Raw genomic sequence first — 14,648 nt, 5'->3', positions numbered from 1 at the left:
CCCCTGTTTATGTAGTAATTTAACAACCAAAACTGCTACCTTTAGACCATGGTGCTGTGCCGGGGATGTGGCAGGGTATAGCATCAAAATTTTTGCGCAAGCCGTACGATCCAGAAAGATCAAGGCAACTTTGGCGCTACAACGCGGAGGATCCCGCATGCAAGACACTCAGTTGCTCAACGAGGGCCTCAGCCTGATGGCGCTCGGCATGGGTTTTGTTTTTGTTTTTCTTACGGTGCTGGTGATCACCACCACGCTGATGTCTCGCATCATCGGTCGCTACTTTCCCGAGCCGATGCCGGTCGAGGCGCCCAAGCGCGGGGCGACACCCGCCGCGCCAGGCCAGGACGATGCGGTGATGGCGGCGATCTCCGCCGCGATTCACCGTTACCGCCAGCGTCGCTGAGGTCGTCCGTACCAGGCGACGACCCTGACCGTGAATTTCGACAAAGCGCTTCATAACGATAAGGACCCAGCCATGAGCGAATCTGCACGCCCGCTAGGCATCACCGATGTCGTGCTACGCGACGCCCATCAGTCTCTGTTCGCCACCCGCATGCGTATCGACGACATGCTGCCCATCGCCGAGAAGCTCGACAAGATCGGCTTCTGGTCGCTGGAATCCTGGGGCGGCGCCACCTTTGACGCCTGTATCCGCTATCTCGGCGAAGATCCGTGGGAGCGGATACGGGCGTTGAAGGAAGCCATGCCCAATACGCCGCAGCAGATGCTGCTGCGCGGCCAGAATCTGCTGGGTTATCGCCACTATGCCGATGACGTGGTCGACCGCTTCGTTGAGCGCGCCAAGACCAACGGCGTCGACGTCTTCCGCGTGTTCGACGCGATGAATGATCCGCGCAACCTCGAGCGTGCGATCCAGGCGGTCAAGGCCAACGATGGCCATGCTCAGGGTACCATCTCCTACACCAAGAGCCCGGTGCATACCCTGGACAGCTGGGTGGAGCTGGCCAAGTCCATCGCCGAAATGGGCGCCGACTCTCTGGCGATCAAGGACATGGCGGGGCTTCTTACCCCCTATGACGCCTTCGAGCTGGTCACCAAGCTCAAGTCGGCGCTGAATATTCGCATCCATCTGCACTGTCACGCCACCACCGGGCTTTCGTCGGCGACGGCACTGAAGGCCGCTGAGGCTGGCGTCGACAACGTCGATACCGCCATCTCCTCGATGTCGATGACCTACGGTCACAGTCCCACCGAGTCGCTGGTGGCGATGCTCAAGGACACCGAGCGCGACACTGGCCTGGACCTGGAGGCCCTGGAAGATATTGCCGCCTACTTCCGCGAGGTGCGCAAGAAGTACGCCGCGTTCGAGGGCTCGCTCAAGGGCATCGACTCGCGCATCCTGGTGGCCCAGGTGCCGGGCGGCATGCTGACCAACATGGAAGGCCAGTTGAAGGAGCAGGGCGCCGGTGACCGTCTCGACGAGGTGCTCAAGGAGATTCCCCGGGTCCGTGAAGACCTCGGCTATATCCCGCTGGTGACGCCCACCTCCCAGATCGTCGGCACCCAGGCGGTGATGAACGTGATGATGGGCGAGCGCTACAAGTCCATCTCCAAGGAGGTGCAGGCACTGCTCAAGGGCGAGTACGGCGCTGCGCCGGCGGACTTCGACAGCGAATTGCAGAGCCGGGTGCTGGACGGTGCCTCACCGATCACCGAGCGTCCCGCGGATCGGCTGGACCCCGAGATGTCGCGGCTGACCGATGAACTCGCGGCCAAGGCCAAGGATGACGGCATCCGTCTGGCTGAAGGCGAGCGTCGGGTGGACGACGTTCTGACCTATGCACTGTTCCCGCAGATCGGGCTCAAGTTCCTCAAGAACCGCGACAACCCCGACGCCTTCGAACCTGCGCCCAGCGTCGAGGCGGCGACGCCCGCTGCGCCCGCCAAGGCGCCGGCGGCCAAGGCTGGTACCGCCGGACCCGAGACCTACACCGTCAAGGTCAACGGCACCGCCTACGTGGTCGAGGTCGCCGAGGGTGGCGACATTTCCCAGGTCAAGGAAGCGCCCGCTGATGGCTCTCCTGCCGCTGCACCGGCGGCGCCGGCAGCCTCCTCCGGCGAGACCATCGATGCACCTCTGGCCGGCAACATCTTCAAGGTCAACGTCAAGCCCGGCGACAGCGTGGCCGAGGGCGACGTGGTGGTTATCCTCGAGGCGATGAAGATGGAGACCGAGGTCCGTGCTGCCGCTGCCGGCACCGTGTCCGATGTCCAGGTCGCCGAGGGCGACAGCGTCTCCGTCGGCGACACCCTGATCGTGCTTTAAGGACCTCCCATGGAGAAGATTCTGACCCTATGGTACGGCTCCGGGCTGTACAACCTGACCCTGGGCCAGGCGGTGATGCTGGTGGTGGGCCTGCTGCTCTTGTGGCTGGCCATCGCCAAGAAGTTCGAACCGCTGTTGCTGGTGCCGATCGGCTTTGGCGGCATCCTGGCCAATATCCCCGAGGCGGGGCTGGCGCTGTCGGCGGCGGAGCAGGCGGCCCACCTGGGCCGTCCCGAGCTGCTGGCGCAGATGGCCCAGGCGCTCGGCACCAGCCTGCCGGCGGGTGCCGATGTGGATACCTGGCGCTACGCCATCAGCGAGACGCTGCACGGCGATATCTCGCCGGCGCTGCTTCGCACCGCCAATGACCTGGCCATGGATGGGGGTTATTCCCATGGCATGCTGTATCAGTTCTACAGCGTGGCCATCGCCTCCGGTATCGCGCCGCTGGTGATCTTCATGGGGGTCGGCGCGATGACCGACTTCGGTCCGCTGCTGGCCAACCCGCGCACCCTGTTCCTCGGTGCCGCCGCCCAGTTCGGCATCTTCGCCACCCTGATCGGGGCGGTGGGCATGACCGCCATGGGCTGGATGGACTTCAGCCTCAACCAGGCTGCGGCCATCGGCATCATCGGTGGTGCCGACGGCCCGACCTCGATCTATGTCTCGAGCATTCTGGCCCCCGAGTTGCTGGGTGCCATCGCCGTGGCGTCCTACTCCTATATGGCGCTGGTGCCGCTGATCCAGCCACCGATCATGAAGGCGTTGACCACCCAGAAGGAGCGCAGCATCGCCATGACCCAGCTGCGCCCTGTGTCGAAGCTCGAGAAGATCGTGTTTCCGCTGGCGCTGCTGATCCTGGTGGTATTGTTCCTGCCTGATGCGGCGCCACTGCTCGGGATGTTCTGCTTCGGCAATCTGATGCGCGAGTGCGGGGTGGTCGAACGGCTCTCGGACACGGCGCAGAACGCCCTGATCAACATCGTGACCATCTTCCTCGGGCTGTCGGTGGGCTCCAAGCTGATGGCCGACCGCTTTCTGGCGGTGGAAACCCTGGGCATCCTCGGGCTCGGCATGGTGGCCTTTGCCATCGGCACCGCCTGCGGTGTGCTGATGGCCAAGCTGCTCAACCTCATCAGCAAGCATCCGATCAATCCGCTGATCGGCTCCGCCGGTGTCTCGGCGGTGCCCATGGCGGCGCGGGTGTCCAACAAGGTAGGGCTCGAGTCCAATCCCCACAACTTCCTGCTGATGCATGCTATGGGGCCCAATGTCGCCGGCGTCATCGGCTCGGCAGTGGCCGCCGGGGTGATGATCAAGTATCTGGGGTGACACCCCGCGATAGTGATCAAACACCAGGAACAAGGTCTTCCGGGCGATGGGCCCACTCCCTATGAGCCACAGGCGTCCGCCGGCGTCATCGGATCAAAGGTAGCCGCCGGGGTGATGATCAAGTGCCTGGGCTAAGGGCATCCGGGCCCGCAGCCCTGGTTTGACCGAACGCAGCGCCCCCGCCGCCAGGTGGGGGCGCTGCTTTTGTAGCTGACTCCGGTCGAGCCCGTCATCCCGCTTACATGCGATCGCCACGGTGCTGTCATGCGCGCTTTCTAGTCTGGCGGCTATTGCCACCGACGGAGGACGGGCATGATCGATGTCGAAAAGGCCTTGATGGCCAAGGTGCCGAAGGCACAGAGCTGGCCAGCCTGGTGCCGCCGCCTGTTGAGTGCCGGCCTCAAGCGCCTGGTGCACGAGCGCGAGATCAACGCCTTTCTCGAGCGTCATCGCCGCGCCGGAGGACTCGAGTTCATCGACGCGGTGCTCGATCATCTGAACTTCGGCTATTCGCTGTCGTCGCGTGATCGCGACAACATTCCGGTCGCCGGCAGGGTGGTGATCGTCGCCAATCATCCCCTCGGTGCTCTGGATGGGCTGGCGCTGGTACGCATGGTGGCGGATGTACGCCCTGACGTGAAGATCGTCGCCAATGATCTGTTGATGCAGCTTTCGCCGTTGGCACCGTTGCTGCTGCCGGTGGACAACCTGTCGCGCAGGGGCTTTCGCAAGAGCCTGCAGGGCATCGTTGATGCCCTCGACGATGAACAGGCGGTGATCGTCTTCCCCGCCGGCGAGGTGTCGCGGGCGGGACCCAAGGGGGTAAAGGACGGCAACTGGCTGTCGGGTTTCCTGCACGCGGCCCGGCGCACCAATGCGCCGATCCTGCCGGTGCACGTTGGCGGTCGCAACTCCTCGCTGTTCTATTCGTTGGCCTCGCTGTACTCGCCGCTGGGCACGCTGCTGTTGCCCCACGAGATGTTCCGCCAGAAAGGGCGGCACATCACGCTCAAGGTGGGGGGCGAGATCCCGCTGTCACGCTTCGACCGCGAGGACCTGGCCACCGTCGCCAAGCTCAAGCTGTTGCGCAAGCACGTCTACCGTCTGGGGCGGGGACGCAAGGGCGTGTTTGTCTCCGAGGCCGGTATTGCCCATCCGGAAAATCGCCAGCACCTGCGAGAGGAGCTGGTCGACGCCGAGGTGCTGGGCAGGACGCCTGACGGCAAGCAGATCCTGCTGTTTGACCATCGTCCCGACTCTGCGGTGATGCGTGAGATCGGGCGGCTGCGTGAAATTGCCTTTCGCCGGGTCGGCGAGGGCACCGGCAAGAAGCGGGATCTGGACGAGTACGACGAGCACTATCGTCATCTGGTGCTGTGGGACGATCGTGACCTGGAAATCGCCGGGGCCTATCGTCTCGGTGAGGTCGGGCGCATCCTCGATAGCAAAGGCATCGAAGGGCTCTACAGCGCCACCATCTTTCATCTCGAACAGGCGCCGATGGATCGCTGGCGCCACGGGCTGGAGCTGGGCCGCAGCTTTGTCCAGCCACGCTACTGGGGACGTCGCAGTCTCGACTATCTCTGGCATGGTCTTGGCGCCTACCTGCGCCATCATCCCGAGGTGCGCTGGCTGTTCGGGCCGGTGACCATTCCCAATCATCTACCGCCCCTGGCCAAGGACCTGCTGGTCAGCTACTACCGGCACTACCACGGGGACGGTGACAGCCCGATCCGGGCCAAGGCGGTGTGCACGATGTCGCGCGCCGGGCGCGAGGAGGCGGATCGGCTGTTCGCCGGCAACGATGCCGGCGAGGACTTTCAGCGCTTGAAAGGCGCCCTGCAGGCCATGGGGGCGGGGGTGCCGGCGCTCTACAAGCAGTACGTGGAGGTGGCCGAACCCGGTGGCGTCAGCTTCAAGGCCTTCGGCGTGGATACCGCCTTCGGCTACTGCATCGATGGCCTGGTGGTGGTCGACGTGGCACGGCTCAAGGCCGACAAGCGCAGACGCTATATCGGTGAAGACGCTGTCTCGTCTGGAGAGGAGGCTCTCACCAAGGACGAACACGCCGTCCTGGAGCGGCCGCTTTAGCAGGGGGCGCGTCGGACCGGCCCCGGAGGCGGAACAGACGGGGCTGGAGGCTCCCACGACGTTAGCATCGAGCGGGCCTAGCCTGCCCGATGGTCCAGGGACTCGATGCGGCCCTTCAGGCGAGTGCTGAGCTCGCTCAGGTCGGTGGACCGTTCACTGGGCCAGCCCAGGGTCAAGGTGACGCCTTCGGCCCCGTAGTCGACCGCCTGCACCGGGATATCCTGCGCCTGGCACCACTGCCGGGCGTCGGCCTCGCCGGCAAAGTCGACCCGTATCTTGAGTGGGCGGCGCTCGATGCATTCGCCCCTGGGCAGGCTTTCCAGCACCGTGACCAGCGCCTGGGTATAGGCGCGGGCGAGTCCGCCGGTACCGAGTTTGGTGCCTCCGAAGTAGCGGGTCACCACCGCGCCCACCTGGCCGATGCCATCGCCATCGAGTGCCTGAAACATCGGTCGGCCGGCGGTACCGCCCGGCTCGCCGTCATCGGAGAAGCCAATGTTCACCTGCTCCCCGGGCGGGCCTGCGATGTAGGCGCTGCAATGATGGCTGGCATTGGGATGCTGCCTGCGAGCCTCGGCCAGCAGCGCTTCGAAGTCCGCCACCTTGGGGGCGTGGGCCACCCAGGCGATGAAGCGGCTCTTTTCCACCTCGATCTCGCTTTCGTGCCACTCACCGGGGGCAAGCTCGGGTATCGGGTAGCGCATCAGGCGGCCATTTCTTCCTGGCGGGCGACACCCATGACCAGGCCCAGCACACGGATGTCACTGTTCTTCAGGTAGATCGGGGGCATGGTCTCGTTGGCCGGCTGCAGGCGAACACCATTCTTCTCGATATAGAGCTTTTTCAGGGTGACCTCCTGGTCATTGATCATCACCACCGCCGTTTCGCCGTTCTCGGCGCTTTCCTGGCGTTCGATGATGATCACATCGCCGTCGAAGATATTGCAATCGATCATCGAGTTGCCGCACACCTTGAGGGCGTAGGTGTTGCGCCTGACCATGCGCGATGGCACCTGCAGGGTGGCGTTGTCCAGGCAGGCCTCGATCGGCATGCCGGCGGATACCTGCCCCAGCAGGGGGACCTCCACCAGGGCATCCGAGGTGGAGTCGACGGGAGCCCAGCTGTCGGCGATGGGCAGGTTGGGCAGGCGTTCGAGGAACTGGCAGGTCGCGATATCCATGGCGCGGGGTCTCCCTTGTTGTGAGGGTCGGGCTGTCACGGGATGGAGTAGCGGGTGGCGATTGGTGTCAACGTCGAGGGATCTTGATACTGTCGATTCATACAGTATGTGAAAGATAGCAGGCCTCGCCGCTCGTGCAAGTGCCATGGATCAACGAAAGGTGCATTGCCTGTGCGATTGCGGCTGTCAGCTGCGCTGGCTGTCTGGTTCGGGTAGTGCAATCGGTGTAAAGTCTGTGCGTGATTTGCTGCCCCGTCCCTGGTTGTGGAGTGCCCTTTGCGTCTGTGTCTTGAAGCCCGACAACTGGCCTGTGAGCGCGATGGCCGCTGGTTGTTTCGAGGATTGGATGTTGTCCTCAAGGCGGGGGAAGTGCTCCGAGTCGAGGGACCCAACGGCAGTGGCAAGACCACGCTGTTGAAGATCCTGTGCGGCCAGATCGCCGACGTCGATGGAGAGGTGCGCTGGCAGGGGCGGGCGCTGCCCCGCGCCCGCGCCGACCTGCTGGCCAACCTGCTGTATCTGGGCCATGCCCCGGGTATCAAGGCCAACCTGAGTGCCCTGGAAAACCTGCGCTGGTATCAGGCGTTGGGGGGCGAGGGGCGCCCCGACGCCGAGCTCGAGGCGGCCCTGGCCGAAGTCGGCCTGGCCGGCTTCGAGGACGTCCCCACCGCCCAGCTATCGGCCGGCCAGAAGCGCCGGGTGACCCTGGCTCGTCTGGTGTCGAGTCGCCGTGCCCTATGGGTGCTGGACGAACCTTTTACCGCGATCGATGTGGCCGGCGTGGCCGCCCTGGAGCGCCGCCTGGCCAACCATGCCGCCAGCGGCGGCGCGGTGCTGGTCACCACCCACCATCCGCTGTCCAATGTGCCTGGCGTACGCCGGCTGACCCTGGACGGACACCGACAGGTGGCTTCATGAACACGCCGACGTCTGGGTCGATCGAAGCCGCCGAGCCGGTCAGAGAGGCCGGTGATGGCCTTGGTCGCGCGATGGCTGCCACCTTCCGCCGTGACTTGACGGCGGTCGCCCGTCGACCGGGTGACGCCCTGACCCCGCTGGTGTTCTTCGCCATGGTGATCACCCTGTTTCCGCTGGGGATCTCGCCGGAACCCGAACGCCTGGCGCTGATCGCCCCTGGCGTGTTGTGGGTGGCCGCCTTGCTGTCGGCACTGCTGTCGCTGGACGGCTTGTTTCGTGGCGACTTCGAGGACGGCACCCTTGAGCAACTGTTGCTTGCACCGCACCCGCTGTCGTTGCTGGTGCTGGCCAAGGTCGCCGTGCACTGGTTGACCACCGGGCTACCGCTGGCGTTGATGGCCCCCTTGCTGGGGGTGCTGCTGGCATTGCCCCAGGGCAGCTACCTGGCGCTGAGCGCGACCCTGGCACTGGGAAGTGGCTGCATCAGCCTGATCGGTGCCATCGGCGCAGGGCTGACGGTGGGGCTGGCGCGTGGTGGCATGCTGCTGTCGCTTCTGGTGTTGCCACTTTTCATGCCGGTGCTGATCTTCGGCACCGGCGCCATGGGCGCGGCGCTGGGCGGCGGGGAATGGCTTGGGCACCTGGCGGTGATCGGCGCGCTGTTGTCGGTAGCGCTGATGGCGGCTCCTGTGGCCATTGCCGCGTCGCTGCGCATCAGTATCCATGGTTGATCGGGCCGTCTTGGCCATCACGAATTCAAGGTTGATCGAGGTACAACGCTCATGTGGGCCTTCTTTCACAAGCTGGGATCGCCGCGCTGGTTCTACGGCATAGCCGCGCGTCTCTCTCCCTGGTGCTGGGCGCTGGCGCTGGCGCTGATCCTGGTCGGCAGCGTCTGGGGGCTGGCCTTCGCTCCGGCGGACTACCAGCAGGGCAACAGCTTTCGCATCATCTACGTGCACGTGCCTGCGGCCTTCCTGGCCCAGTCGATCTTCATGGCGCTGGCCGCCTCCGGCTTCGTGTTCATGGTCTGGAAGATCAAGATCGCCGACATGGCGGCAGCGATGATGGCGCCGCTGGGCGCCGCCATGACCGCCATCGCCTTGCTGTCGGGGTCGGTCTGGGGCAAGCCTACCTGGGGCACCTGGTGGCAGTGGGACGCCCGCCTTACCTCGATGCTGATCCTGCTGTTTCTGTATCTTGGCGTGATGCTGATCCGGCGCGCCTTCGCCCGCCCCCAGAGCGGCGCCAAGGCGGCGTCGGTGCTGGCCATGGTGGGGGTGATCAACATACCCATCATCAAGTACTCGGTGGAGTGGTGGAACACCTTGCACCAGCCCGCCAGCTTCACCATCACCGAACGCCCGGCGATGCCGGTCGAGATGTGGATGCCGCTGTTGATCATGGTGCTGGGGTTCTACGCCTTCTTCGCGGCCTTCACCCTGACCCGCACCCGTACCGAGATCCTGCGCCGTGAAGGCCACAAGCGCTGGGTGAAAGAGCTGTTCGAGGAGCGTCCATGATGGCTTTCGAGTCGCTGGCCGAGCTGGTCAGCATGGGCAGCCACGGCCCCTATGTGTGGACCGCCTGGGGTGCGACCCTGGGCTTTCTGCTGTTGAGCGTGATTCTGGTTCGCGGCGAAAGCCGCGGTGTTCGGCGCACCTTGCGCCGCCGGCTGAGGCGTGACGCCGCGGTCGCAAGTTCCCCCTCGGAGGATCAAGATGAGGGCTAAACGCCGAAATAAGATGCTGCTGGTGCTTGGACTGGTGGCGCTGTGTGCGGTGGCGGTGGGACTGACGCTGTACGCCCTGCGCTCCAACATCAACCTGTTCTTCAGCCCGGTGCAGATTGCCGCCGGAGAAGCCCCCGTGGACCGGCAGCTACGTGCCGGCGGGATGGTCAAGGAAGGCAGCGTCCATCGTGACAGTGACAGCCTGGACGTCAGCTTCGTGGTCACCGACTACGTCGACGATGTCGAGGTGCGCTACAGCGGCATCCTGCCGGACCTGTTTCGCGAGGGGCAGGGCGTGGTGGTGGTCGGCGAACTGACCGGCGACGGCTATATCGCGGCCGACAAGGTGCTGGCCAAGCACGACGAGAACTATATGCCGCCCGAGGTCGCCGAGGCATTGGAAGACGCCGGCTATTCGCCGGCAGACTACAAGCAGGCGGGCCCAGGCACGGCGCAGTAGGCTGCGTGCATCGACAAAAAAGGTATCCCGACAACGGGGCTCCGTGGTGCGGGGCCTTGTTTGCCCGAGGGGGCAGGGCCGAAGGCGCTTCTTCGGACCAGGATGGGACAGGGTCAATCGACCATAACGCAGGCGTTCCGGGCCCATGGGCCCACGCGATTCAGTCGCAGAGCCAGGCGCCAGGGGACTGACGCGGACGGAAGGCGGGCCAAGGTGAATCCATGCTGATCAAGATGATTCCGGAAATCGGACACTACGCGCTGATCGTGGCGCTGCTGATGGCCTGCGTGCAGGCGGTGCTGCCGCTGGCCGGGGCTGCCACTCGGCGCCCGCTGTGGATGGCCTACGCGCGGCCGATGGCGGCGGGCCAGCTGGCCTTTCTGTTGATCGCCTACGGCTGTCTGACGGCGAGCTACATGCTCGACGACTTCAGCGTGGTCAACGTCGCCAACAACGCCAACTCGCTATTGCCCTGGTACTACAAGTTCAGCGCGGTGTGGGGCAACCACGAAGGCTCGGTGCTGCTGTGGAGCCTGATCCTCGGAGTCTGGACCTTCGCCGTGGGCTGCTTCTCCCGGGGGCTGCCACCGGACATGGTGGCGCGCGTGCTCGGCGTGATGGGGCTGGTCAGCGTGGGCTTTCTGGCCTTTGTGCTGATCACTTCCAACCCCTTCGAGCGTTCGCTGCCGAATATCCCCGCCGACGGCGCCGACCTCAATCCGCTGCTGCAGGACGTCGGTCTGATCATCCATCCGCCGATGCTGTACATGGGTTACGTGGGCTTCAGCGTGGTCTTCGCCTTTGCCATCGCTGCGCTGCTGGGCGGACGCCTGGATAGCGCCTGGACCCGTTGGGTGCGCCCCTGGACCAATATCGCCTGGGCCTTTCTCACCGTCGGCATCGCGCTCGGTAGCTGGTGGGCCTACTACGAACTGGGCTGGGGCGGCTGGTGGTTCTGGGACCCGGTGGAGAACGCCTCGCTGCTGCCCTGGCTCGCCGGCACCGCGCTGATCCACTCCCTGGCGGTGACCGAAAAGCGCGGCACCTTCAAGAGCTGGACGGTGCTTCTGGCGATCACCACCTTCTCGCTGTCGCTGATGGGCACCTTCCTGGTGCGCTCAGGGGTGCTGACCTCGGTGCACGCCTTCGCCAATGATCCTTCGCGGGGCCTGTTCATTCTGGTGCTGCTGGGCATCACCGTGGGCCTGTCACTGTTGATCTTCGCCCTGCGCGCGCCACGGGTCAGCCAGCCCGGAGGCTTCAACTGGGTATCCCGCGATGCCCTGTTGCTGGTCAACAACATCCTGCTGGTGGTGATGACGGTGACGGTGCTGCTCGGCACCGTCTATCCGCTGCTGCTCGACGCGCTGAACCTGGGCAAGATCAGCGTGGGGCCTCCCTACTTCAACGCCCTGTTCGTGCCCCTGACCGTATTGCTTTGCGTGTTCATGGGGCTTGGCCCCAGCGCCCGCTGGAAGCGCATGGCCGGGCGCGAGTTGCTGACCCGCCTGTGGATCGCCGGTCTCGGCGCCCTGGTCATCGGCGTGGCGGCGCCGCTGGTCTACACCGGGCAGTGGAACCTGAAGGCGTCGCTGGGCCTGGTCGCGGCGCTGTGGCTGGTGCTGTCGCTGGTGCGCGACCTGTGGGGCAAGACCTCCCGCGCCGGCTCGCGCCTTGGCGCCCTCAAGCGCCTGACGCCAGCCTACTGGGGCATGGTGCTCGGCCATCTGGGGCTTGCCGTGACCATCATCGGGGTCGCCTTGGTGTCCAACTATTCGGTGGAGCGCAACGTGCGCATGAATGTCGGTGACCGCGTTGAGGTCAACGGAATCGGCTTTCACATGACGGCGCTGGACGAGCGTCGTGGGCCGAACTATGTCTCCGACGCGGCCACCATCGAGGTGACCCGAGAGGGCGCCAGCGCAAGCTTCGAGATGCACCCGGAGAAGCGCCTGTACATCGCGCGCGGCATGCCGATGACCCAGGTGGCGCTGCGGCCTGGCCTGTTCCATGACCTCTACGTGGCCATGGGCGAGGAGCTCGACGACGGCAGCTGGGCGCTCAGGGTGCAGATCAAGCCCTTCGTGCGCTGGCTGTGGCTGGGCGCACTGCTGATGGCCGCCGGTGGCATCATCGCCGTCGCCGACAGGCGCTACCGTCGCCGCTTGAGCGTACGTGAGCCCGAACCTGTCGTGACGGCCAGGGAGGCCAGTGCATCATGAAAGATCGTCAGCCGCTGGCCTTTGCTCCTGTCATTGTCGTCACGGCCAGGGAGACCCGTGCATGAAACGTCGACTTTTATTGCTGTTGCCGCTGGTGCTGTTTCTGGCGCTCGGGATCTTTCTCTACAAGGGGCTGTCGATCAACCCCTTTGAAAGGGAATCCGCGTTGATGGCCAGGGAGTTCCCGGACTTCGAGCTGTCGACCCTCGAGGATCCCGAGCGCCGGGTGAGCCAGGACGCGCTGTCCGGCGAGCTTTCCCTGGTCAATGTCTGGGGCAGCTGGTGTCCGACCTGTCGTCAGGAGATGCCGCAGCTTCTGGATCTGGCCGAGCGCGGGGTACGCCTGGTCGGGGTCGACTACAAGGAAGAAGGTGCCAGCGACGGCGAGCGCAGGGCCAGGGGACGCGCCTTCCTGAACCAGTTCGGCAATCCCTTCGAGTTCAATATCTTCGATCCCGAGGGCACCCTCGGCTTCGATCTCGGCGTCTACGGGGCTCCCGAGACCTTCCTGGTAGACGCCGAGGGGTTCATTCGCTACCACCACACCGGCTATATCACCGCCGACGATGTGGAGAAGATCATCTTGCCGGAGGTGGAAAAATGGCGTTGATCGATCTGTGCTGCTCGAGCGCTATCAGCGCCCGCACCCGCGCTATCAGCTCCAGCGCCCGCACCCGCGCTAGCGGCGACGACAGCAGCGCCCGTACTCGCCACCTGGCTGGCTCGGGCCTTGGCTGGCTGGCGAGCATGGTGCTGGCGCTGTTGATGCTTGTCGCTGCGCTCGACGCTCGGGCGGAAGCCATCGAGGTGCGTGGCTTCGACAACCCGGTGACCGAGAAGCGCTATCAGGAGCTGACCGCGACCCTGCGCTGCCCCAAGTGCGAGAATCAGGCCATCGGCGACTCCAACTCGCCGATCGCCGCCGACATGCGCGAGCGGGTCTACGCCCAGCTTCAGGACGGCCGCTCGGACAAGGAGATCATCGACTTCATGGTCCAGCGCTTCGGCGACTATGTCCTCTACAATCCGCGTCTCGAGGGACGCACCCTGCTGCTGTGGGGGCTGCCCGGCGCGCTGGTCGTCATCGGCGCCCTGGTATTGTGGCTGATCATCCGCTCACGGCGACGCACCCAGGTACGCAGGCTGTCCGCCGAGGAGCAGGCGCGCCTGGACGATCTGATCGATAGAGAGGGATCCGCATGACCCTGTTATGGCTGGCCTTTGCCGTTCTGCTGCTGCTCGCGGCCTGGCTGCTGATCCTGCCGCTGCGCCGTGCGGCGAAGGTGGAACGCCTGCAACGTGCGCTGGAAGACAGCGATGACGCCGCCGCCCAGAACGTGGCGGTCTATCGTCGTCGGGTGGCGTCGCTGGAAGCGGCCAAGTCTCGGGGAGACATCGACGCAGCACGCTTCGACGAGGATCTCAGTGAACTCCAGCGCAGCCTGCTCGATGACACCGAGCGGCTCAAGCGCTCACCGCTGAAGTCTGCCGCTGCGGGCAAGCTGGCGGTGCCGCTGGTGCTGGTGGCGGTTGTGGTGGTCAGCGTGCTGTGGTACCGCTGGGAGGGCGCCGAGGGCGACCTGGTGCTGTATCAGGCCATCGAAGAGGTACGTAACGACCCCGAGGCCAGCCTCGCGCTGATGATCCAGCGCCTCGAGCAGCAGGCCGAGAGCCAACCCGACAACCCTCGCGTGTGGCAGACGCTGTATCCGCTTTACCGCGACAGCGGCGCCTACGCCGAGGCCAGTGATGCCATCGAGCGTGTGCTTGCGCTGGAGGGGCGTTCACCCTGGTGGATCGGCGAGTTGGCCAAGATGCAGTACTTCATCAACGAAGGGCGGCTCGACGATCGCATTCTGGCGCTGTCCCGGGAGGCCAGTCGTGAGGCGCCGAATCTGCCCTCGGCCATGTGGTTTCTGGGGGTCGAGGCCTTCCAGCAGGACGACTACCAGGGCGCCCTGGGCTTCTGGCGGCGCGGTCTGTCGACGGCAGACGACTCGCCGTTGTCCGAGGCCATGCGCCAGGGCGTCGCCCAGGCCGAGCAACGCCTGGCCCCTGCGGCGAGCGAGCGCAATGTCCTGGTCAGCCTGTCGCTGGCCGACGAACTGGTCGGGCGTCTGGCGCCGGAGACCACGGTGTTCGTGGTGGCGCGGGACAGCGAAGGCAAGCTGCCGCCGCTGGCCATCGAGCGCCTGACCCTGGCCGACCTGCCGGCCAGTCTGACCCTTGACGCCAGCGATGCCATGTCGCCCATGGCAAGCCTCGCGCAGGTCGATGAGGTACGTCTGCTGGCACGGGTATCGTCCAGCGGCCAGGCCCAGCCCCAGGCCGGCGATCTCATGGGTGAACGACAAGGGGTTGCAGTAGGCGGCCCGGACATGGATCCTGTCGCGCTAATCATCGATCGAGTGATTGAATAGTCC

15 protein-coding genes are annotated in these 14,648 nt (G+C 65.1%); 13 read left to right on the top strand and 2 right to left on the bottom strand.

From position 1 onward, the window contains the following. Positions 1–157: 157 nt before the first annotated feature. The 4 genes from NKF27_RS16810 to NKF27_RS16795 all read left to right on the top strand — a co-directional run bounded on the left by NKF27_RS16810 (position 158) and on the right by NKF27_RS16795 (position 5,713). Entirely contained in the window at positions 158–406 is a 249-nt protein-coding gene (locus tag NKF27_RS16810) for an OadG family protein (protein WP_253553497.1), read from the top strand. A gap of 72 nt (positions 407–478) precedes the next feature. Next, positions 479–2,290: a sodium-extruding oxaloacetate decarboxylase subunit alpha gene (oadA, locus tag NKF27_RS16805; RefSeq protein ID WP_253553494.1), complete on the top strand. Its 1,812-nt coding sequence runs from the start codon at positions 479–481 to the stop codon at positions 2,288–2,290. A gap of 9 nt (positions 2,291–2,299) precedes the next feature. Then, positions 2,300–3,622, top strand: a complete 1,323-nt coding sequence (locus NKF27_RS16800; protein WP_045991120.1) for a sodium ion-translocating decarboxylase subunit beta — start codon at positions 2,300–2,302, stop codon at positions 3,620–3,622. 312 nt (positions 3,623–3,934) lie between these two features. Next, the gene (locus NKF27_RS16795; RefSeq protein WP_253553480.1) at positions 3,935–5,713 is read left to right on the top strand and encodes a lysophospholipid acyltransferase family protein; all 1,779 of its coding nucleotides are present in this window, start codon (positions 3,935–3,937) and stop codon (positions 5,711–5,713) included. A gap of 77 nt (positions 5,714–5,790) precedes the next feature. Here NKF27_RS16795 and NKF27_RS16790 read toward each other — a convergent pair whose 3' ends face one another. Next, positions 5,791–6,417 carry a YigZ family protein gene (locus tag NKF27_RS16790; protein WP_253553478.1) on the bottom strand — a complete coding sequence of 209 codons (627 nt, stop codon included), beginning with the start codon at positions 6,415–6,417 and terminating at the stop codon, positions 5,791–5,793. After that, the gene (gene lexA, locus NKF27_RS16785) at positions 6,417–6,893 is read right to left on the bottom strand and encodes a transcriptional repressor LexA (RefSeq protein WP_045991117.1); all 477 of its coding nucleotides are present in this window, start codon (positions 6,891–6,893) and stop codon (positions 6,417–6,419) included. Before lexA ends, NKF27_RS16790 begins: the two co-directional genes overlap by 1 nt. A 276-nt stretch (positions 6,894–7,169) precedes the next feature. Between lexA and ccmA the strand changes: the two genes are divergently transcribed. The 9 genes from ccmA (at position 7,170) to ccmI (ending at position 14,645) form a co-directional block, all read left to right on the top strand. Further along, positions 7,170–7,811, top strand: coding sequence for a cytochrome c biogenesis heme-transporting ATPase CcmA (gene ccmA, locus NKF27_RS16780; RefSeq protein WP_108449931.1), 642 nt, complete (start codon positions 7,170–7,172; stop codon positions 7,809–7,811). Further along, a complete protein-coding gene (ccmB, locus tag NKF27_RS16775) occupies positions 7,808–8,542 on the top strand; it encodes a heme exporter protein CcmB (RefSeq protein WP_108449932.1) in 735 nt (244 codons plus the stop codon). The genes ccmA and ccmB overlap by 4 nt, the downstream gene beginning before the upstream one ends. A gap of 51 nt (positions 8,543–8,593) precedes the next feature. Then, positions 8,594–9,334 (top strand): heme ABC transporter permease, encoded by a 741-nt coding sequence (locus tag NKF27_RS16770; RefSeq protein WP_045991114.1) that lies wholly within the window; start codon positions 8,594–8,596, stop codon positions 9,332–9,334. Then, positions 9,331–9,543: a heme exporter protein CcmD gene (gene ccmD / locus NKF27_RS16765; protein ID WP_231498600.1), complete on the top strand. Its 213-nt coding sequence runs from the start codon at positions 9,331–9,333 to the stop codon at positions 9,541–9,543. Before NKF27_RS16770 ends, ccmD begins: the two co-directional genes overlap by 4 nt. Next, positions 9,533–10,003 carry a cytochrome c maturation protein CcmE gene (gene ccmE / locus NKF27_RS16760; protein ID WP_253553475.1) on the top strand — a complete coding sequence of 157 codons (471 nt, stop codon included), beginning with the start codon at positions 9,533–9,535 and terminating at the stop codon, positions 10,001–10,003. Before ccmD ends, ccmE begins: the two co-directional genes overlap by 11 nt. A gap of 221 nt (positions 10,004–10,224) precedes the next feature. Continuing rightward, the gene (locus NKF27_RS16755; RefSeq protein WP_124803422.1) at positions 10,225–12,225 is read left to right on the top strand and encodes a heme lyase CcmF/NrfE family subunit; all 2,001 of its coding nucleotides are present in this window, start codon (positions 10,225–10,227) and stop codon (positions 12,223–12,225) included. A 61-nt stretch (positions 12,226–12,286) separates the two neighbouring features. Beyond that, entirely contained in the window at positions 12,287–12,835 is a 549-nt protein-coding gene (locus NKF27_RS16750; RefSeq protein WP_253553472.1) for a DsbE family thiol:disulfide interchange protein, read from the top strand. Next, on the top strand, positions 12,826–13,428 hold the full coding sequence (locus tag NKF27_RS16745; protein WP_367399243.1) for a cytochrome c-type biogenesis protein: 603 nt from the start codon (positions 12,826–12,828) through the stop codon (positions 13,426–13,428). The genes NKF27_RS16750 and NKF27_RS16745 overlap by 10 nt, the downstream gene beginning before the upstream one ends. Next, positions 13,425–14,645: a c-type cytochrome biogenesis protein CcmI gene (gene ccmI, locus NKF27_RS16740; protein ID WP_108132331.1), complete on the top strand. Its 1,221-nt coding sequence runs from the start codon at positions 13,425–13,427 to the stop codon at positions 14,643–14,645. Before NKF27_RS16745 ends, ccmI begins: the two co-directional genes overlap by 4 nt. Positions 14,646–14,648: the final 3 nt, after the last annotated feature.

Source organism: Halomonas sp. DN3 (genome assembly GCF_024137905.1).
GTDB classification, from domain to species: domain Bacteria; phylum Pseudomonadota; class Gammaproteobacteria; order Pseudomonadales; family Halomonadaceae; genus Halomonas; species Halomonas litopenaei.
The sequence above is the reverse complement of the archived record's forward strand: the minus strand, read 5'-3'. Positions and strand labels throughout refer to the sequence as shown.